The organism is Kordiimonas sediminis (assembly GCF_014656395.1).
Taxonomy (GTDB): Bacteria; Pseudomonadota; Alphaproteobacteria; order Sphingomonadales; family Kordiimonadaceae; genus Kordiimonas_A; species Kordiimonas_A sediminis.
Genome location: NZ_BNCI01000001.1, coordinates 536,968 through 557,457 on the forward strand (window position 1 = coordinate 536,968; position 20,490 = coordinate 557,457).

At 48.1% G+C, this 20,490-nt stretch carries 12 protein-coding genes and 1 CRISPR repeat array (1 of these 13 only partly in view); of the genes, 8 read left to right on the plus strand and 4 right to left on the minus strand.

Annotated elements, in window-relative coordinates; translation table 11 throughout:
• The first annotated feature begins 163 nt into the window (after positions 1–163).
• Positions 164–2,248 (plus strand): AAA family ATPase, encoded by a 2,085-nt coding sequence (locus tag IE181_RS02460; RefSeq protein WP_191249966.1) that lies wholly within the window; start codon positions 164–166, stop codon positions 2,246–2,248.
• Positions 2,249–2,457: 209 nt separating this feature from the next.
• On the opposite strand, the gene IE181_RS02465 is transcribed toward IE181_RS02460, so the two are convergent.
• Complete coding sequence (locus IE181_RS02465) at positions 2,458–2,919, minus strand: terminase small subunit (protein ID WP_191249967.1); 462 nt, start codon at positions 2,917–2,919, stop codon at positions 2,458–2,460.
• Between the two features lie 140 nt (positions 2,920–3,059).
• Between IE181_RS02465 and IE181_RS02470 the strand changes: the two genes are divergently transcribed.
• The 5 genes from IE181_RS02470 (at position 3,060) to IE181_RS02495 (ending at position 11,943) form a co-directional block, all read left to right on the plus strand.
• Positions 3,060–4,616 carry a class I SAM-dependent DNA methyltransferase gene (locus IE181_RS02470; RefSeq protein WP_191249968.1) on the plus strand — a complete coding sequence of 519 codons (1,557 nt, stop codon included), beginning with the start codon at positions 3,060–3,062 and terminating at the stop codon, positions 4,614–4,616.
• Positions 4,616–5,908 carry a restriction endonuclease subunit S gene (locus tag IE181_RS02475; RefSeq protein WP_229819232.1) on the plus strand — a complete coding sequence of 431 codons (1,293 nt, stop codon included), beginning with the start codon at positions 4,616–4,618 and terminating at the stop codon, positions 5,906–5,908. The genes IE181_RS02470 and IE181_RS02475 overlap by 1 nt, the downstream gene beginning before the upstream one ends.
• Positions 5,908–6,972: a hypothetical protein gene (locus tag IE181_RS02480; RefSeq protein ID WP_191249970.1), complete on the plus strand. Its 1,065-nt coding sequence runs from the start codon at positions 5,908–5,910 to the stop codon at positions 6,970–6,972. Before IE181_RS02475 ends, IE181_RS02480 begins: the two co-directional genes overlap by 1 nt.
• Before the next feature lie 204 nt (positions 6,973–7,176).
• Positions 7,177–8,649 carry a KAP family P-loop NTPase fold protein gene (locus tag IE181_RS02490; RefSeq protein ID WP_191249971.1) on the plus strand — a complete coding sequence of 491 codons (1,473 nt, stop codon included), beginning with the start codon at positions 7,177–7,179 and terminating at the stop codon, positions 8,647–8,649.
• 153 nt (positions 8,650–8,802) lie between these two features.
• A complete protein-coding gene (locus IE181_RS02495) occupies positions 8,803–11,943 on the plus strand; it encodes a type I restriction endonuclease subunit R (protein WP_229819098.1) in 3,141 nt (1,046 codons plus the stop codon).
• Between the two features lie 183 nt (positions 11,944–12,126).
• Here IE181_RS02495 and IE181_RS02500 read toward each other — a convergent pair whose 3' ends face one another.
• Genes IE181_RS02500 through IE181_RS02510 form a run of 3 tightly spaced genes read right to left on the minus strand, consistent with a single transcriptional unit; the run spans position 12,127 to position 15,089 of the window.
• A complete protein-coding gene (locus IE181_RS02500; RefSeq protein ID WP_191249973.1) occupies positions 12,127–13,803 on the minus strand; it encodes a recombinase family protein in 1,677 nt (558 codons plus the stop codon).
• 3 nt (positions 13,804–13,806) lie between these two features.
• Positions 13,807–14,004, minus strand: a complete 198-nt coding sequence (locus IE181_RS02505; RefSeq protein WP_191249974.1) for a hypothetical protein — start codon at positions 14,002–14,004, stop codon at positions 13,807–13,809.
• Positions 14,001–15,089: a replication initiation factor domain-containing protein gene (locus IE181_RS02510; protein WP_191249975.1), complete on the minus strand. Its 1,089-nt coding sequence runs from the start codon at positions 15,087–15,089 to the stop codon at positions 14,001–14,003. Before IE181_RS02510 ends, IE181_RS02505 begins: the two co-directional genes overlap by 4 nt.
• 447 nt (positions 15,090–15,536) lie before the next feature.
• On the opposite strand from IE181_RS02510, the gene IE181_RS02515 reads away from it, so the two are divergent.
• Together IE181_RS02515 and IE181_RS02520 are read left to right on the plus strand one after the other, a co-directional pair.
• On the plus strand, positions 15,537–19,421 hold the full coding sequence (locus tag IE181_RS02515) for an NACHT domain-containing protein (RefSeq protein ID WP_191249976.1): 3,885 nt from the start codon (positions 15,537–15,539) through the stop codon (positions 19,419–19,421).
• Between the two features lie 6 nt (positions 19,422–19,427).
• Positions 19,428–19,904: a hypothetical protein gene (locus tag IE181_RS02520; RefSeq protein WP_191249977.1), complete on the plus strand. Its 477-nt coding sequence runs from the start codon at positions 19,428–19,430 to the stop codon at positions 19,902–19,904.
• Between the two features lie 368 nt (positions 19,905–20,272).
• Positions 20,273–20,490: direct repeats of the CRISPR family, unit length 37 nt (it continues 941 nt past the right edge of the window).

Consider the following 20,490-nt stretch of genomic DNA (forward strand, 5'->3'; position numbering starts at 1 on the left):
CCTAGAAAACAAAACCGCCCCTACTTGTTAGCAAATGTAAGAGGAGCGGCTTTTATCATATCTATTCTGATGTCCAACACCCTAGCATTTCTCCAATATACAGTCGTCCATGGTGGATGTGTATGCTTATGAAGGCCGTCAGTAAATTACATAGGAAAATCATATGACGTTCTCGTTCTCCACCCTTGACCTAACTGCTATCAAACCCGAGCCAACCCCTCCAGAAGCAATGCAGGTAATGGACCTAAACCGCTTCTTGTGCGCCCTGTACAGTAAAGTTGATACAGAAACCGGCAGGCTGGCGTTATCAGCAATACGTCCTAAAAACACATCTCCCGAAGGACAAGAGAATAGCATTATTGGCAATACTTTTAGTCTTATAGAAGCTGCTGTATCATGGACTATTGAGGGTGTGCAGGAGAGAAACTCCTATTGGAGCATAGGGCTAGCGGACACTACCAAACTAGGCCCAAAACTTAAAAAATCCGAAGTACAGCACACTCTTGCTGTCATGGTTGACCTTGATGACCCTAAAGCCGCTGCCAATTGGCAAAATGTAGCACGGGAAAACGGCATCCCTAAGCCTTCAGCAATAGTCAAAACAGGGTCGATACCGCATGAACGGCTCCAATTGATTTGGATATTTAACGAGCCTGAATCTGATTTGAACAAATGGGTTTCGATCTCTAAAGGGCTGTGTTCGCTATTTAGTGGAGATAAAGCCGTAGCTGGTGACTATTCAAGACTATGCAGACTTCCCGCAACACTATCCCACCCTAACCAAGACAAGCGGGATAAAGGATATGTGACAGAATGGACAGAGCTTCTGGACCTGAACGCTGCTCGATATGAACTAGATGACTTTTCCGAATGCAATCCCATCAATGCAATCAGCGACATGCCCCCATCTTGCACTTCTGCTTCCCATCAAGCATTATCTTTTTCTGCTGTAAGGCTTGAAAAAATTGAGGATGGCATTCGACTTCAACTTGAACGGTCCTATGGGGAAAACAACCCTCAACGTCATAAACATGTTTACAGATGTGCCTGCTTGCTTTTCGAAGCAGGATATAATCCGGAACAGACTGCATGGGTCATAAGCCAATTTCCTAATGGAGTAGGTGACAAATGGCTAACCGATTGGGATAAATCTGAATCTATCTTACTCCAAAGAATATCAGCGAACTATGAAAGGTGGAGCCAAGAGCATGAGGCCCTCACCCTTAGTCCCGAAGCTGTAGACGAGATAATCTCGCATATAAACAGCGCACCATCAAACACCGCCCCAAGCACTGGTGCCACAAGTGCAGAACACTTGAAAACTACTCCCACCACCTCCTCAGACACAAAAAAACCTGCTCTCCGGTTAAGAACCTTGGAAGAGGTGTGCTCAATGGAACTCCCAGTGCGGAACAGCTTACTCGGACCTTGGCTGCTAGAGCAATCACTCAACCTCGTGCATGCACCCCGCGGCCTTGGTAAAACACATTTCATCACTGCAATTGGATTAGCCGTTGCAGGTGGCGGAAGGTTTCTTAACTGGGAAGCACCATCTCCCAAGCGAGTGGTACTGATTGATGGTGAGATGCCGAAAGCTGCATTACAAGAACGCTATCTCTTAGCAAGGCCACAATATCCTGAATTAGCGAGTGAAAATTTCCACCTTATAGCATCGGAAGATCACCCCAATGGACTTCCTGACTTGTCTACCGTTGAGGGACAAGAGATTATGGACTCAATCCTTAAATCTGGTGACCTGTTAATCATCGACAATCTTAGTACCTTATGTCGTACAGGCGTTGAAAATGATGCGGAAAGCTGGTCACAAATGCAGCAGTGGCTAATTAAACTAAGATCACGCAAAATTACGGTTATTCTAGTGGCCCATGACGGCAAAAGTGGTGATCAACGCGGCACGTCCAAGAAAGAGGACATTATGGACAATATCATTCACTTGACCCGCCCCAAAAACAAAAGCGCCATGGATGGGGCCCATATGACCGTGACCTTTACCAAATGCCGTAACTCCAAATCGGGGGAGTTGCAGGAAATTACTTGTAACTTAAATGAAGATGGCTCTTGGTCCACTGACGACGGTTACTCCGAAACTGACAAAGCAATCATTGCTAAAATCAAGGAAGGAATACCTTATAGTGAAATTGCTAAAGACCACAACTCCTCCACCTCCTCAATCAGCAGGCTAAAAAAGCGAGCCGAACTGGACGGCCTTTTTGAGCCCAAGCCATAGACTGAACACTTGTTTCAAACGCTATGGGACAGACCATTGTATCTGTCCCATTACCAAAAACATATTGCGGGATGAATTTGTCCTGATATTTCAGATGGTTACAATTTTCGTCCCGCACTATTCCCAGTATATCGGGAATCTTGTCATACCCAATCCCGCTGTCCCGCCACCCTTTAGGGGCGGGACGCTGGGATGAACAAATTTGCAAATTAAACGCTCTTTTCGGAAGCCTGTATAATCATCTCTTCCAAAAGTTGGGGAGAAGGTGAAAAGCCAGATATTCCAGTAGCCGCTTCTTCGAGCTCTGCTCTTGTCATTGTGGTGATGTCCCGCACCTGCGATGAAAAAGACACATCCGTTCTCTTAGGCGGAATCCAGCCCAAACGGTCCATTATATCTTTTGCGGCGGCAAGTCTGGTTCGAGGTGGAGTGTCTGGATCTGTCATTAAGTCCCTGATTACGCTAACGGCTGCCGGGCCTAGGTCCCTTAAAGCAAGGTCAATTTCCTTTTTAATTAGGTTTACGATTTGTGGATTTCTCAACCACTTATAAGCCACAGTATGTGCACTGGCTGCAGGTACGCCAGCCTTCCTCGCTGCATCCGTTGCATTATTTGACCTCGCGTATTCTCGCGCGAAAATATGACGTTTATCCCAATCTGCGGCTGGCATAAAAATTCTCCAACTTTTTTCTCGGATTTCGGATGTTAATTTTGGGCTGTTTAGATGAATGGGTCGTCCCAAAAAAAAAGGTGACATCAAGAACCGTCAGAAATAATGTGCAGAGCGTGACACTAGACGCAGGGGGGATCATGACTAAAGCACCTAAAAAGTCGAACAGTGCCAATCTGGGATTCGAGGAAACACTCTGGTTGGCGGCGGACAAGCTGCGCGGCAGTATGGACGCGTCCGAGTACAAGCATGTAGTCCTCGGCCTGATCTTCCTGAAATATATCTCCGATGCCTTCACCGAACTGCATGAGGAGCTCAGCAAGGATGACATGTCCGATCCAGAAGACCGGGACGAGTATCTGGCCGAGAACGTCTTCTGGGTGCCAGAACAAGCCCGGTGGGCCCACCTGCAGGCAAATGCCAAGTCCCCCAATATCGGTATTATGATCGATGACGCCATGCGGGCGATTGAGACCGCTGAGGGCAACGACAAGCTTAAGGGGGTGCTATCCAAGGACTTTGGCCGCGAAAGCCTGAATAAAACCATGCTGGGGGAACTGATCGATCTGATCTCCAGCATAAAAATGGGGGACCGCGAAAGCCGCTCCAAGGACGTGCTGGGCCGGGTTTATGAATATTTCCTCGGCAAGTTTGCCGGGGCCGAGGGTAAATCGGGCGGCGAGTTCTATACGCCCCAGTCAGTGGTGCGTCTGCTTGTGGAGATGATCGAACCCTTCAAGGGCCGTGTGTACGACCCCTGCTGCGGGTCGGGTGGTATGTTTGTGCAGTCGGAGAAATTTGTCGAGGAGCATGGTGGCCGCATCGGCGACATCGCCGTCTATGGTCAGGAGATGAACCACACCACATGGCGACTGGCGCAGATGAATATGGCCGTGCGCGGGATCGATGCTGACATCAAGTGGAACAACGAGGGCAGTTTCCACCGTGACGAGCTGCAAGACCTCAAGGCCGATTTTATCCTTGCCAACCCACCCTTCAATATCAGTGACTGGGGCGGTGACAAGCTCAAGGAGGATCAGCGCTGGACGCTCGGTATCCCACCGCAAGGGAACGCCAACTTTGCATGGCTACAGCATATCATCCACCATCTGGCCCCGCGTGGTGCGGCAGGGGTGGTGCTGGCCAATGGCTCCATGTCGTCGCAGCAATCCGGCGAAGGGGATATCCGCAAGGCAATGATCGAAGCTGATCTGGTGGACTGTATGGTCGCGCTGCCGGGGCAGCTTTTCTACTCCACGCAAATTCCGGTCTGCCTGTGGTTCCTGTCGCGCTTCAAGGGACAGAACGGCTTCCGCGAACGTAAGCACGAAACGCTGTTTATCGACGCCCGGAAAATGGGCCATCTGGTCAATCGGACGCTCAGGGAATTTACCCGGGAGGACATCGCCAGGATCGCTGACACCTACCATGCTTGGCGCGGTGAGGCAGGTGCCGTCGAGCGCCGCGGTGCCTATGAAGACATCGCCGGTTTCTGCAAGGCCGCCACGCTCGATGACATCAAAAAGGCCGATTACGTCCTCACCCCGGGCCGCTATGTGGGCACCGAGGCCGAGGAGGACGATGGCATCCCCTTCGATGTGAAGATCAGGGACTTCCGCGCTACGCTTAAAGACCAGTTCGCGAAGAGCGCTGAGTTGGAAGACGCCATCAAACAGGCCCTCGGGGGACAGTGGTGATGTTGGTCGAGTTTTCCAAATTATTCGCCGAGCCTACAAGAAATGGCTTGACGAAGCCCAAGCGAGTTCGTGGGCAAGGCTACAAAATGGTCAATATGGGTGAGATATTTGCGCATGACCGAATTTGTGGCATTCCTATGGACCGCGTACCACTTACTGAAAAAGAAAAAGAAGTTAATCTGTTAAATATCGGGGATCTATTGTTTGCTAGGCAATCACTTGTTCTTGAAGGCGCTGGGAAATGCTCAATATTTCTTGGGGATGATGAGGATGTTTGTTTTGAATCGCATATAATTCGTTGTCGACTAGATGCCGAACTGTGTGATCCTCGATATTACTTTTATCTTTTTCAATGCAAATTAGGGCGCGACTTAATTTGGACTATTACAGAGCAAGGCGCGGGAGCATCTGGTATTAGAGGCTCTGACCTTGCAAAGCTTGAATTGCCAAGACCAAACATAGGTATTCAGCGCAAAATTGCAGATACACTGGATTTTTTTAGCGACAAAATAGCGCTGAACCAGCAGATGAATGAGACGCTCGAAGGGATAGCGAGGGCGATCTTCAAGGACTGGTTTGTGGATTTCGGGCCGGTGAGAGCGAAAGAGCGCGGAGAGCACCCCATCGGCCCCGACGGCGAGCCCATGAGCGACGACCTCTTGGCGCTCTTCCCCGACCGCCTCAACCCCGACACCGGCCTCCCCGAAGGGTGGGCGGAACAGCCATTCAGTGATTTCGTGGATTTGCGGCGTGAAACGGTCCAGCCGGGTGCTGTAGAAGCCCATGATCCGTACATCGGCCTTGAGCATATGCCAAGGCAATCAATAGCCCTGCATGAATGGGAAGGTGCAGATAAGGTTACCAGCAACAAGTCCCGATTCTATATTGGCGATATTCTGTTTGGTAAATTGCGTCCTTACTTCCACAAAGTTGGCCGGGCTGTTGTTGATGGAATCTGCTCAACTGACATCATGGTCTTCGCTCCCAAGGCAGAGCAGTATGCAGAGTTTTCGTTGATCTGCGCCTCCAATGCCGACTTTGTCACTCATGCCAATCAGGCGTCGACAGGCACACGGATGCCACGCGCCAACTGGCAGAACGTATCAGAATTCCAGATCACTTGTGGGTCTGAGGAACTTGTTAATGCATATAGCAATCTCACCACAGGGACGATCACCAAAATCGCAGCTAACATTGCTGAAAACAAGACCCTCGCCAAGCTCCGTGATACGCTGCTGCCGAAACTGATGTCCGGCAAGGTCAGTGTTGATGAGATCAGGGAGATCGCTTGATGCCATCGTTGGGGGGAGGAGGCGACCTGTTATCTGATTTCCATGAATGGAACAATGGCAAGCGGCTTTGTGTCCTCCCCGTTCCGAGACTGCTGTTGCATCACAAGCTTACCTCTGATGATACCATCATCTATCCAGCGGACAGTGTTGACCTATCGCCCCTCAACATCGTTTCAACTCCAAGGGATGAGTTTCACCGTACCATCAGTAGAGGAGGCGGTGAACTGGATTGGATGAAGGCTGCCTGTACGCAGATCAGTCTGGATGATCTGAGTGGTAATGCCTTGATGGCATTCTACATGACGATGGACTGGCGCCGGTTTTTAAGCGGTGATCATGACTATCATCTAGACCTGCTTGTGGAAGCTTCGGAAATCGGCAACCGGTTTCTTGATGTGGTCCGATATGATTATTGCAATTTGGCACAGCCTGAGACACTGCCGGGGTCACCCGGCAGTCTGATGGCTGCGCAGGGGCCTTTTTCGACAGCAATATTCTACAGTAATGACGGTGATCATGAAGCTTATATGACCGCCGGGCAGACAATATCACATCACCTTTCCACAGGATTGGGGCTTGAACTTCACTCCCATGGTTCGATGACCACCCTTCCTCGCGGTGACGTGGGGCAGGTTATCAGGCATGCTTTGCGCCTGCGATCTGTTGCCATGGAGAGTAATAGCAATTCGACCAAGTTTATATCAGCCTTGTCCGTGATTGATTTTCTGGCGGCCCCTGCTGGCTATATCAGTCACAAGGATATGGGGAAGGTGGTCGGATTGCATATGGCTAGTAGCAGGCAAGGCTATGACCCTGTCCTGCGCCGTTTTGAAGAGCTGACGGGAGGGAAGGGTAGCGGCGTTCGAACCAAGCTGGTACACGAAGGGTTAAGGCTTGAAGATATACTGGGCAGAGCTGATATTACAGCATTGTTCCGTGAGGTCGACCGCTATATTTGTAAGATCATTCATGATCTGTTGCAGTTCGAGGACGCACAATGGCGAGCGGTTGAGCAGTATCGTGAAGAGCGAAAATATGAACTGGGGCTAAAAAGTGATGGTTAGAGAAGAGATTGCATGACCCGCATTTATAACATCTACTGTGACGAAAGCTGTCATCTGGAAAATGATGGTCAGCAGTATATTGTTTCTGGCAGGGGTACGTTGCCCGGATGAGGTGAAGGATGAGGTCTTTAGCCCCATCACTCATCACAGTGAATGCATTTTGGACTGGTCTGCAAAACATATTCCATTGGATGGGAGCAAAATATGACCCTTAGTAAAGCAACACCCAATGTACTAGATCCTGAAAATCCTTGGGGCGACGATGCTTTGGACCGCAAGCGTGTTGCTGATTATCTGACGCCAGTAGTCGCGGGTATTACTGAGCCTTTTGTCATCAGTCTTAGCTCATCATATGGGACCGGTAAAACCTTCTTTGTGGAAAGATGGCGTTGCGACTTAGAGCAAAAAGGGTTCAAGACAGCCTATTTTAATGCCTGGGAAAGTGATTTTTCACATGATGTGATATCGGCCTTTATTGTTGCACTGGACCGACAGTTTACTCCTGAGGGAGGAGGAGAAGTAACAGACAAGATTAAGATTTTGGCTAAAAAGACAGGTGGTTTTCTTAGGCATAAGGCATTGCCAGTTCTTCTGAAAGGGTTGGGACGTAAACTGATTGGTGAAGATGGTGTGCAGGAGGTTATTGAGGGCTTTGGATTGAAAGAAGATGAAGTTGCTGAGTTGCTCAGTTCCACGGCTATAGAGGCTCTGAACAGTCAAAAAGCCGCAGAAAATGCCATGTCAGAGTTCCGAGAATACCTATCCGAACTCGCTCAGATACTATCCGAACCGGAAGACGAGGAGGATGGAGATCCGCAAAAAAGAAAATTGATTATCTTTGTGGACGAGTTGGATCGGTGCCGTCCTGATTATGCAATTGAAGTGCTGGAACATATTAAGCATCTGTTTGCCGTTGATGGCTTGGTCTTTATTCTCTGTGTTGATGAAGCGCAATTGAAGAGCACGATAGCTTCTGTCTATGGTGCGGGGCTGGATAGTGACGGTTATCTGCGACGTTTCATTGATTGGGGGTTTACACTACCCGCCCCCTCACGGTCTGCGTATACTCAGAGTTTAATCAGCCGGTTTGGTATTGAGTCCCTTGAGATTTACCGAGATACAGATGTGCGCGGATCTCTTGAAAGCTTATTCCATCCTTTATGTGATATATATGAGGTGTCGCTTAGAAAAATGAGTCAAGCATTCATCTTTGTTAATCTTGCTATCCGCTATGCTTCGGAGCAGAAGATCAACAACCGCTGGACCAGTATGATACCATTTTTTGCGGCTCTAAAATTTGCCCGGCCTGATCTGTATCGCCAGATCCAACGTAGAGAGATTAATCCTCGAGCCTTAATCAATGAGCTGATAGATGCATGGAAAAGCTATAGTGAACGCCCCCCCTTTTTACTTAAATGGGGTGAGTTTTCCGCATACATGGAGGCTTATATGATGTCACCTGAAGAGCGCAGGTATTTCTACCAAGAACGCTATCAGAGATTGCGCGATATTGAGCGAAAGCTTCGAGATGGTCAACTGGCCAGAGATGATGATGAAGCGTTGGAGGCTGCGCACCTCCAACTGCTGGATAAACATATTTCTAATGAAATCGGACGCTGTTCTGATGCTGAAGTTGTTATCGACCTTGTTGAAGGCGCGGCTGAATATGCAGCGTAGTCATTCTGCGGATAATATATTCAAAATAACTCGATCACGCATTTTCTCATTTGAGCCATTCATAATATACAATCAGTGACACCAAATACTGATTGACTGTGATTGATCCAATGCTACCTTAAGTCATATAGCACGATGAGGAGGTTTGGGGTTGTGTCAGTTGGGGTGTCTGAAGATGGGGTGGAGGCACTAAGCCTCGAATGGTTTAAGGACCTTGGCTATTCGGTCTTGAATGGTCCTAATATTGGTCCTGATGGCGCCAACACTGAGCGTTCCTCCTACGGCGAGACCATCTTGCAAGGGCGGATGATGGATTCCCTTACCCGCATCAACCCCGACCTGTCATCCGGCGCCATTGAAGAGGCCATGCGGCGAATTGAGGATATCCAGACCCCTTCCTTGATTGAAGAAAACCGCCGCCTGCACCGGCTGATCAGTGAAGGGGTGGACGTTGAGGTGATCCTGCCGGATGGCTCTCGCGGTACCCGGAAATGCCACCTGATCGATTTCGATACCCCGGACAACAACGACTTCGCGGCGGTCAATCAGCTTACTGTCATCGAGGGTGGCCACAATCGCCGTCCGGATGTCGTGGTCTATGTGAATGGGATGCCACTTGGTGTGATCGAACTCAAGCGCCCCGGGGATGAGGACGCCACGCTCGGCGCGGCCTATAACCAGTTACAGACCTACAAGGCCCAGATACCCAGCCTGTTTCGCCAGAATGTGATGCTGGTGACCAGTGATGGCCTCAAGGCCCGTGTGGGCTCCCTGACCGCCGGTGAGGACCGCTTCATGCCGTGGCGGACCATGAACGGCATCGATGTCTCACCGCCCGGTTGGCCGGAACTGGAAACCGTGGTCAAGGGTGTGTTCGACAAGGAACTGTTCCTTGACTATCTGAATGGTTTCATCGTCTTTGATGATGACGGGTCCAAGGTGATCAAGAAGATCGCCGGGTATCACCAGTTCCACGCTGTCCGCAAGGCCCTTGCCAAGACTATTGAGGCGACCCGGTCCGAGGGGGACCGCAAGGCTGGCGTCGTCTGGCATACGCAGGGTTCGGGCAAGAGCTTGTTGATGGCCTTCTATACCGGTCAGTTGGTGCGGCATCCTGCGCTTGAAAACCCGACCGTGGTGGTGATCACTGACCGTAATGATCTGGATGACCAGCTCTATGGGACTTTCTCAAGCTGCGCCGACCTGATCCGCCAGACCCCGGTGCAGGCCAAAGACCGCGATGATCTCAAGGAGAAGCTGTCCGTAACCAGTGGCGGGGTGATTTTCACCACCATACAGAAGTTCCAGCCCGAAGACGGCGAGGAAGCCTATCCGGTGCTCACTGACCGCACCAATGTTGTGGTGATGGCGGATGAAGCACACCGCAGCCAGTACGGTATGACAGGCCGGATGAATGACGAAGGGGTGCGCAAGTACGGTTACGCCAAATATATGCGCGATGCTTTGCCGAACGCCTCCTTCATCGGCTTCACCGGTACCCCTATTGAAACGTCAGATGTGAACACCCGGGCGACGTTCGGTGATTATGTGGACGTCTATGATATCTCACAGGCGGTTGAGGACGGTGCGACGGTGCCGATCTTCTATGAAAGCCGGTTGGCGCGGATCGAACTGGATGAAGAGGTCGCCGACGAGATTGATGATTTCGTCGAGGAAGTCACCGAAGACGAAGACCTTGAAACCCGCGAGAAGATCAAGGGCAAGTGGGCCCGGGTTGAGGCCCTCGTGGGTGCCGAGAACCGCCTGAAACTCATTGCCAAGGATATGGTTGAGCACTTCGAGGCCCGACAGGTGGCGATGGACGGTAAGGCCATGATCGTCTGCATGAGCCGCCGCATCTGTGTCGAGCTATACAATGAGATCATTGCGTTGCGGCCTGACTGGCACTCCGATGATCCGAATGCCGGGGCAGTGAAGATCGTGATGACTGGTTCCGCCAGTGATCCGGAAGACTGGCAGAAGCATATCGGTAACAAGACCTACCGCGACAATCTGGCGAAACGGGCGCGGAAGGTGGATGATCCGCTCAAGCTGGTCATCGTGCGGGATATGTGGCTGACGGGGTTTGATGCGCCCAGCATGCATACGCTCTATGTGGACAAGCCGATGCAGGGGCACGGCCTGATGCAGGCGATTGCGCGGGTGAATCGGGTGTTCGGTGACAAGCCGGGTGGTCTGGTGGTCGATTACATCGGCATTGCCCAGAACCTCAAGAAGGCCCTTCACCAGTATAGCGAGGGTGACCGCGAGAAGACCGGCATTGATGAGGAAGAGGCAGTCGCCGTTCTCAAGGAATGTGTCGAGGTCCTGCGCGGCATGTTCCATGACTTCGATTACAGCAAGGGTGTGCGCGGTGAGCCCAAGGACCGGCTCTATGCACTGGCCGGAGCGCTCAATCATGTCTTGGAGATGCAGGAACGTGACATGGCACGGGAACAAAGCGCAGAAGCCAAGAAGAAGGCAAGGAACCGCTTCTCTGACGCTGTGGTGCGTCTCAGCAAGGCCTTCGCCCTCGCGAGTGCCAGTGATTACGCGCTTGAGGTGCGGGATGAAGTGGGCTTCTTCCAGACGGTGCGCTCTGCACTGGTCAAGGATCAGGGGCTCAGTCGCGGTACGGCCAAGGACCCGAATATCGCGCTGCAACAGGTGGTCAGTCGGGCCGTGATCTCAACCGAGATTGTCGATATCCTCAAGGCCACCGGCATCAAGTCGCAGGACCTGTCGGTCCTGTCCGATGACTTCCTCGCCGAAATCCAGAATATGGAGCGGAAGAACCTCGCACTGGAAGCCCTCAAGCGGCTGCTGAACGGCGAAATTCGCAACCAGTCCCGGCGCAACATCGTGCAGGCCCGGGCCTTCTCCGAGCGTTTGCAGGAAGCCATGAACCGCTATCACGCCAATGCCATCACGGCGGTTGAGATGATCGAGGAACTGATCAGGATCGCCAAGGAGGTCCGCGCTGCCAAGGCCCGGGGTGAGGAGCAGGGGCTGAGCGAGGACGAGATCGCCTTTTATGACGCTCTGGCAGCCAACGAGAGCGCCAAGGACATGATGGGCGACCAGAAGCTGCTGGTCGTCGCTCATGAGCTTCTGGAGCGCGTTAAACGCAGCGTGAGCGTGGATTGGCACAAGAGCGAGAACGCCCGGGCCCGTATCCGCCTGATGGTGAAGAAGATACTCAAGAAATACGGCTACCCCCCTGACTTGCAGGATGAGGCAGTCAAAACAGTCATCGCACAGGCCGAGCAGCTGAGTGCGCTGTGGACAAAATAACCAAGCGTTTCGAATTTTGCTAAATATTTTTGACCTACTAGCTAACAACAATAGAGGGACCATCGGCGGGCACCTATACCCCGCCCCCTGTCACAGTCGTGTCACAATGTGTAATGCAAAGTGTATCGACTTGTTGACAACAACAATCAGAATTAATACAAGCACACTTGTAACAGATTGATTTTATTGTGACATTTTGAGATGTTGGATAGGTAATAACAGTAGAGCGCTGCCCTCCGAAGGCAGAGGCCAGAGGTTCGAATCCTCTTGGGTGCGCCACTTACGGTCAGAAATAAGTACCGATCCCTTCTTCCCTTCTTTTTCATCAAATACGGTTGCAGCTAGCGCTTGCTTAGAGCCGCGTATCCTGACCTCTGAAGCGCTAACTTCAATCCTGTCCACAAGCAGGTCCAGATAGGCCTTTCTGAAGGCTGTAGGGCCGTTCTTTAGCGTTTCTTGAATAGCTGCGCATATCTTGTCCAACTGGCCGTTTGTAAGCCTGTGAACAGGCAGTGACAGCTCACGCTCTTTAATACCAATGAGACGCAGTATATTTTCCTTGGATAGTTCCCTGTCCTTCAGAGCCTTCTCAACCGAACTATGCTGACGCCCTTCGGCAATAAAACTGATCAGGTTATCAATCTCCTTATCAACTGTCCGCAGCTCTCGCTTGAGACGCTTGAGGTCTTGGCGCGCCTGATCCTGACGACTGCCGCTCAGATCCAGCGTTTCCTTGATCAGCGCACGCAGTCTCTCCGGGTCAAAAATTTGTTCTGAGATAGCATCAAGCACAAGCTGATCAAGAGTGGCCTCTGGCAAACTGACAGGCGCATTACAGGCACTTTTTCCCTTCAGCTTCTTGCTGGCGCAGGTGTAGTAGCGGTACTGATTGTTTTTACCTGTCATCAACATCAAACCTTGACCGCACCCACTGCATACCCCCTTGCCAGACAGGAGGAGTTTATTGGAGACCTGTCTAGGATTGCGTTTCTTCGGGCTGTTTGCTGACAGTCTCATCTGTACCGCCTGAAAAGTCTCTGGATCAATGATAACAGGAGCTTCCACCGCGATCCATTCTTCCCGAGGACGCTGCTTGCCAGTCTTACTGCACTTCTTGTTAAAGTAATGGGTGCCGCTGTATGTTTCCCGTTTGAGAATTTTCTCCAAAACACTCGTATAGAATTTATTGCCGTTTCTGTTGCGGTAGGACTTGGAGTTTATGGTATCTGCAATCTTTTTAATCCCCATGGGGCCGGACGTGCCATCACCATGAAGATAGAGACGAAAGATAAGTTTGACGATCTCGGCTTCCTTGGGTTCAATCTCCAGTTTCTTCTTGTGTTTGGCACCACGGACTTCGGCAGTGAAGGTTCTATAGCCAAACGGAGGCTGTGAGCCGTTCCAGAAACCCTGACGGGCATTCTCAACCATCGAGCGGCTAACATGTTTTGCCGTCTCAAGGCTGTTATGTTCGTCAAAGAGCGATGTCACCTTTCGCATCAGATTCCCGGAACCGTCATTGCTGAATTCCTGGGTAATAGAGATAAGCTCTACCCCTGCTGCCTCAAGCTTCTTCTCATAGCTTAAAGAATCCGCAAGGTCGCGGCTGTAGCGGGAAAGGCTATGTACCAGAATACAGTCAAACGGCTGTTCAGGGGATATTGCATCACGGACCATACGCTGGAACTCGGGCCGGTTGTCAGTGCGCCCGCTTACACCGCGATCTGTATAGGAAGCTATTACTTCCCACCCCTTGCTAGCAGCATAGCGCTCCATCTGAGACAATTGGTCAGGGATAGAGATATCTCCATCCGCCTGTCGCTTTGTTGACACCCGTGCATATAGTGCAACCCGTTTCATAGATTATACTCCCCCATTGTCGTTGGCGACTTGCTGAATTAAAACCCCTAAATACTTCTGCAGGAGTTCAGGTTCACCAATGATTACCCGCTTCAGATTCTTTACATCATAGTCGACATGAACCGAATCTGAACGGCTGTTGTCATTTGCGGCTTTCAAGGCTTTGGAAGTATATGCTTCTTTGCGTGCAGTCTGTCTCATAATCCGAAACCCTTTGCTGCCATGCGCTTTGCTATATCCTGATCCCACAGATGAGGCTGATGGAAAGCGTCCATAGAAACGAAAGCCTTGTCCATCGTCTCCTCCAGACTGAAAGGCTCTGACCTACCCTCTGCGAGCGCAAATGTAACTGCCAGCCCCTTAAAGGTTCCGTATACAGACTGCATCTGTTTATAGATCTTATAATCAATGCCATTCTCTGGCCGGTAGGCTGCGATCAGGCCTGTTTGCGGCTGCGCATCTATATGTTCTGTCAGGGACTGCCAGATAGGATGAAGCGGCCATCTTGACCTGTTGCTGTCTGTGTTGGGTACTCTCAGGCTTGTATGACTGGTCGAGAGTTCTCTCAGTAAATCCGCGCCGAATTCCTTCAGGTCTTGCAGTGTTATAATTCCGGCTTTCTTCAGTCGCTCAGTCCTGACCTGAAATTCTACGCGCCAGACATTCTCTCGTTTGCCCCATAGGTCATAAAGCCAGTATTTTTGGCTTTGTTGTTCTATCTCGGCAACTTTATCATACACCCGGACAACAATATCGCCTTTACCAAAGGAGAAAGTCTCAACCGAGCCCCTGTTGCGCCATACACTGTCCTTGCTCGCTCGGCTGACAAAATGATCAATACTGAAATCAACCTCTGGCACATGGAAATCATAGGCAAAGTCAATCCTAGTAATGGATGCAGGACGCAAGGGATACCCTTCAAGGCTCTTGATCCAGCTTTCCACCTCTGCGGTTACAGCATCAAGGCCTCGTAGCCATAATCCCTTGCTGGCATACTGAACCTGTATGTTGGGTATGTTGTTCTCAGACAGAAGGATACGGTAGTCCGCATGCTGTAACTGGAAAGTATATTGTCTGGTACCAGCCGGAAGCAGTGCGAATGTCCTGCCGCCTATCTGAACCGGTGCATAGTTACTCTGACGGTCTGCCTTCAACCGTTCTTTTTGGAAATGCAGTTCCTCCCAATCAATCTGAGGGAGGTTGATATAATAGCTCATATAAAGGCTGTCGATTCCCGACAATAGGAGTGGATCAAAATGGGCCTCTATCCCCTGCGTAGACTTCATATAGATACCTTTCGTTATGTATGTGGTCCGCAGGCAGAACATACATTACGTAGGAAGCCAGATTCCCTACGTAACGTATACGTAGGAAAGTTCAGATTTTTTTGAGAGGAATTTGCAGGTCTCTACACATACGGAAATGTAAAGCCGGGCACTGCTCTGAGATAGGTACTGGCACAGCAATTGCGCAGGCCATTTTGTACTAGAGGGTTCAAGAATTGGAAAATTTATCCAGACGAATACTACGCCCAAAATACCCCCATGTATTTTGAGCCCCCCGTGTTACAAACAACGGGGGACAAACATATTTGGAAATATCATGTGGCAGGAAACATTAATATGTGTGTCCTTCTACGAGATATGACCTATCATTTTCGCTGGTTAGATATTTATATGATTGCATAAATTATACCTAATGTTACCATTCTGCCGATTAGACAGGGAATTGGTATGATTAAAGCAGATAAGATTATTACAGCTGTCAAGGACCAAGTGAAGAGCGCCGGACCGCGATATACACCTCAAGTTGAACAAGGTGCACCAAATATTCAAATTGAGAACTTGCTGAAACCTTTAGCTTCTTTGTCATTTGATAACGGTTTTCGAAAAGAAATAACTATAATCAAGGAAGAACTTTCAAAAGAAGTCAAAAATCAGAGTAGGCAAGTCTCTAGGCTATTTGCGAAGAGGGTTCGCACCCCTTCGGTTCTGGTTGGATTGTTGGAAGAATTAACAGTTACATCTTTGGACCAAGTATCCAAAACATTGAAGAATACCGAAATTGTAGCAAGCCAATGTAAACGGACTCTGAGTAAGGCGTCTGCAAACATTTGGGATGAAATCAACCAAATCAGAACTAACAGTACTGGAGAGGACGAGCTTGCAAGTCACTTAGACAAGAAAAAGCAAAGCTTGAAATATGCTGATCAAGAAATACGCAAGCTCCATTCCTGTGTCGATAAAGTTGTTGATTATCTTGGTAGTTCGTCAAGGCAACTTTTGGAAAACAATATTTGTTTTATAGAAGGCGGCTGGGGCACTGGAAAAACACATACTTTATGTGATTTGGCATTATCAAAACTAGAAGGTAAACGACCTGTCTTTTTTGCGCTTGGGAAGAATATTAACGGCCCAAATATCATTACTGCCGGAATTTTGGATGGCCTAGATAACAAAGCATTATTTGAATACCTTAATGAGGCAGGAAGGAAGATAGGAGAACGCTCACTAGTTATAATTGATGGTATTAATGAGGGGGATAAAGAAGAGTGGTACAATGAGATCTCCAGTTTGTTAACCTTAGCCTCAAACTACCCATTCGTTGGTTTAGTCCTATCGGTTCGCTCTCCTTTTCAAAGCCTTTGTGTGCCAGAAGCTATTTATCTCGCACATACTAAACTTACTCACTATGGATTTGCAGAAAACGAGTTTGATGCTCAAAAAGAGTTCTTCCATTTTTACAATTTAAACTTACCAGAAGTGCCTATTTTGCGAGATGAATTCTCAAGGCCCCTAATGCTCAAAATTGTTTGTGAGCAACTTTCAAATTTGACAACCAAGAAAGCTCGAAAAAACTTCCTAGGGATAACATCAGGTCAGGTTGGAATGACTTATATATTCGAGGGTTTTGTCAAAAAAGTTGGCAGGCGGTTAGAAGATGAGCATGGTCTATCAAGGAATTTCTGTTGGAACATTATTAAGGAATTAAAAGTTAATCCTACTACTACGGTTGGAATTGCCAAAAGCATGGCAGAAAAATCAACAGATTACATACTTCATACTGAAGCTCTAGACCTGTTGATGAGCAGCGAAGGGTTTCAAAGCAGGCAGGCCGCTAAGGACTTTCTTCGCAATATGCTGAATGAAGGCTTACTAATTGATGGCATACGCTACCTTGACCACGGAGAACCAGACTCTAGAGAAGAAATTATTCAACTTCCATACCAGAAGTTTAGCGATCATATTATTTCGAGATGGCTGCTAAAAAATCACTTAGATACATCCTCAGAAGACACTATTAGGCGCTGTTTCTACGGGAATAAGCCTTTGGGCAAAATATTCAATTTTGATAGTAATTCTTGGGAAAAGGAATATGCAGAACCAGGCTTGGCGGAAGCATTAATGATAGAATTTCCCACGCGTTTATCGGGTGAGAAATATGATAACAAGCGGGAACTGATATTCTATTTGCCAAAGGATAAGAGGCTTATCTCTTCATCCGTTACCCCCTTTTTAGAAGGGTTATATTGGCGACATCCATCAGGTATTGGTTTAGATACAAATTCTATAATTCGTCAATTACTTGGAACAAAAGATCAAGAAATAATTGACAATACTCTAGATGCACTAATGGTGTTGGCATTGAAGCCTAACCATCCCCTTGGGAGTAAGAAATTTAGCGATTACCTCGCCGATATGAGTATGCCTGACAGGGATTTGTATTGGGGTGAGTATCTTCGAAAGTTATACAAAGAACAAAGCCCTTGGCGTCTAATAGAATGGGTAACTAAAGCAGAATGCATAAATATCCCCGCTGATTATGTACCGGGTTTACTAAGGGTTCTAAGTTGGTTGCTGGTGACAGTTGATCGTCAATTGCGTGACTTAGCCACTAAAGCGTTAGCTTTGATCGGGGCAGCATTCCCACGGGAGATATATAAATGTTGCCTTAGGCTTCTAACTACGAATGATCCATATGTTTCTGAAAGGCTTCTTGCTGCCTGCTATGGAGTAACGATGCTTAAGTGGCATGGCTCAGATGAAAGATATAAGTCTGATTTGAGTGTGTTTGCCCGCCTGTTGTATAAGAAAATATTCAGAGAAGACGCTAAACACTCGACTAATCATGTTTTGGTTAGGGACTATGCGCTTGGCATAATTGCCCTTGCTCATAAAATTGGTCCCTTTCAATTTACAAGTGCTGAAATTGAAAACATGGAGCCACCATTCCCGACCATCTCAAATATATTTCCTGACCCTGAAGAGATTCAACAGGAAACATGTGATTACGTAAAGCCTGCAATCCATATGGACTTCGGTAACTATACTATTGGACGCTTGATTGAAGGTCGGGCCAACTATGATTCTAATCATCAAGAGTACCAAGATGTTCTAAAGCAGATTGAGTGGAGAATAGCAGACCTAGGGTATGACACTGATCGTTTTGAACCTCTTGAACGACGAGAAGTCTTTGGGCGTCAAGGCGGTGAGGCAAGCAAAATTGATAGATATGGCAAGAAATATTCTTGGATCGCTTTTTTTGAAATGGTTGGTCTGCGACAGGCACATGGAAAACTGCCTGAGTTCCGGCAAAATGAGCGTACTAGTGATTGTGATATTGACCCCACTTTCATATTGCCGCCAGAGCAAGCAGATATTCCTTTGCCAGTGATATACTCGGAAGAAATGAAGATAGAGACTTGGCTGGCAGAGTATGAATATCCGGACCTCACCAAGTATTTAAGTGTGAACCAAGCTGATCAGAAGTGGATAATTATCGACGCTCATTTGAAATCAGACTGCGAAACAGATGATAGAAGTTTTTGGTTAGACGTTAAGGCTTTTATTGTCGAGGATAAGTACTTAGAGACATTTATTGAGTCATTTTCACCAGAAATAAGGTTGGATGAATTCACATCTCCGGCTGAGTTCTATTACACGTATTTCGGTGAAACCCCTTGGAGGGAAAGTGCGTCAGAAAGTTGGTTCGCGCCGTGTAAAGAGCCCACTGAAGAGCAACACTTTACGAAGCATCAATATATTACCGACGAAGAGGCAGAGCCCATACTTCACTCTGGATTAATGGTAAATGGTCAGGTGCTAATAGAGGATGAATATCGTAAACCGGGTGAATGGGTTACGAGTGGTGGGGTTAATTGTATCAGTATGGTATCCCATTATACTTGGGAATCTTATCATTCTATATGTAACGATGTGTCAGGGATCCCGTTCCTAAATACAAGAATTGCCGATCAACTGAATTTGGGTATCAGATCAAGATCACCCGACCTGTACGATGCGAAAGGATGTCCCGCAGTCAAAATGCGTAAGATAGATTTATTCTCTAAGTATCCGTCGAGTAAATACTTGCTTTTACGGAAGGATATTGCGGATAAATTGATAGAAGAAGATAAGTCTATTGTTCTATTAGTCGCTGGGATGAAGGAAATAAAAATGGATTCTAGCTACAAAAGGGATGAGTATGATTATACTTCATACCCTTCTCATATATGCGACATAATAAACGAAAATAGAAATCAAGTCCGGCATCTTTATAGATACAAAAACGGTGCAATATCTGATCTCGCTAAAACGGATGATGGATTTCAGCAATAATGTTTATTGATCAATAAAATAACGGGTACATCTTTTGATGAAAAGTGGGGTTTGATCGCAGGATATACGGTAAATGACGACCTTAAAGAGAAATTGACCAACGACAAAGATTTTATCAGCAAATATGACTCCTACATCAGCCTCCTAAACGAGCACAAAGCAACAGTGAGGCCAAGAAGGATGAGGCAAAAAGAGTCCTACGTGATTTCAATTACAGCAATTGATTATGCTTCAGACATTTACGCAGGCCGGTATAACGGTCAGATGGTTTATGACGCGAGAAGCAACTTTCAGACTATGGCTATTCATTCTGGTGTTTTAGCACCTGATGAGACTGGAATTATCCGAGTGACGGCCCAAAACCCTGACGGAAATAAGCGCGGCATCAAGCTAGAGGGTGTGACACAAAATGATATTACAGGTGTTGGCATACCTACGCGTTATTTTCACACAATTGAGCTGATAGCAAAAAGGCCTTACTAATAGACAGGCAGGTTAGAAAAAAGAAAGCGCTCTATTCGGGCGCTTTTTGGTTCCGATGGATTATGCCACGACTTGAGCGGTTGTTCCGCAGTATATCTGTTCAACGTATCCAATGCAGCAGCAGAACCATGAAGATGAAACATGCTCAGTCTTGTACACCGTCAGCAAGAGTTGGCATATAGAGAGTTTAGGAGCAGTAATAATAATATCCATCCGTTTGATTGAAGCCCTTCTCTACTTTGCGTATCAAAAACTAAAAGGCCTTAAGCTTAAGGTGCACTGTAAGTAACCAGTTCTCATTTTCATCCTCCCCGGCGCGCCACTTACGGTCAGAAATACGTACCGGACCCTTCTTCCTTTTTCATGGCCATTTTAGCTGCCTGCCACGATCTGATCTGCTATAACTACCGTTCTTTGACTAACCTCTAAAACCTCGTTTTGGCTGCCTGCCACGATCTGATCTGCTATAACTATTTTTCCATTTAGTGCCACAGTTAACAGGTTTTGGCTGCCTGCCACGATCTGATCTGCTATAACCTGCTTCGAGAATTGGGTGAATGAGTGGAAGTTTTGGCTGCCTGCCACG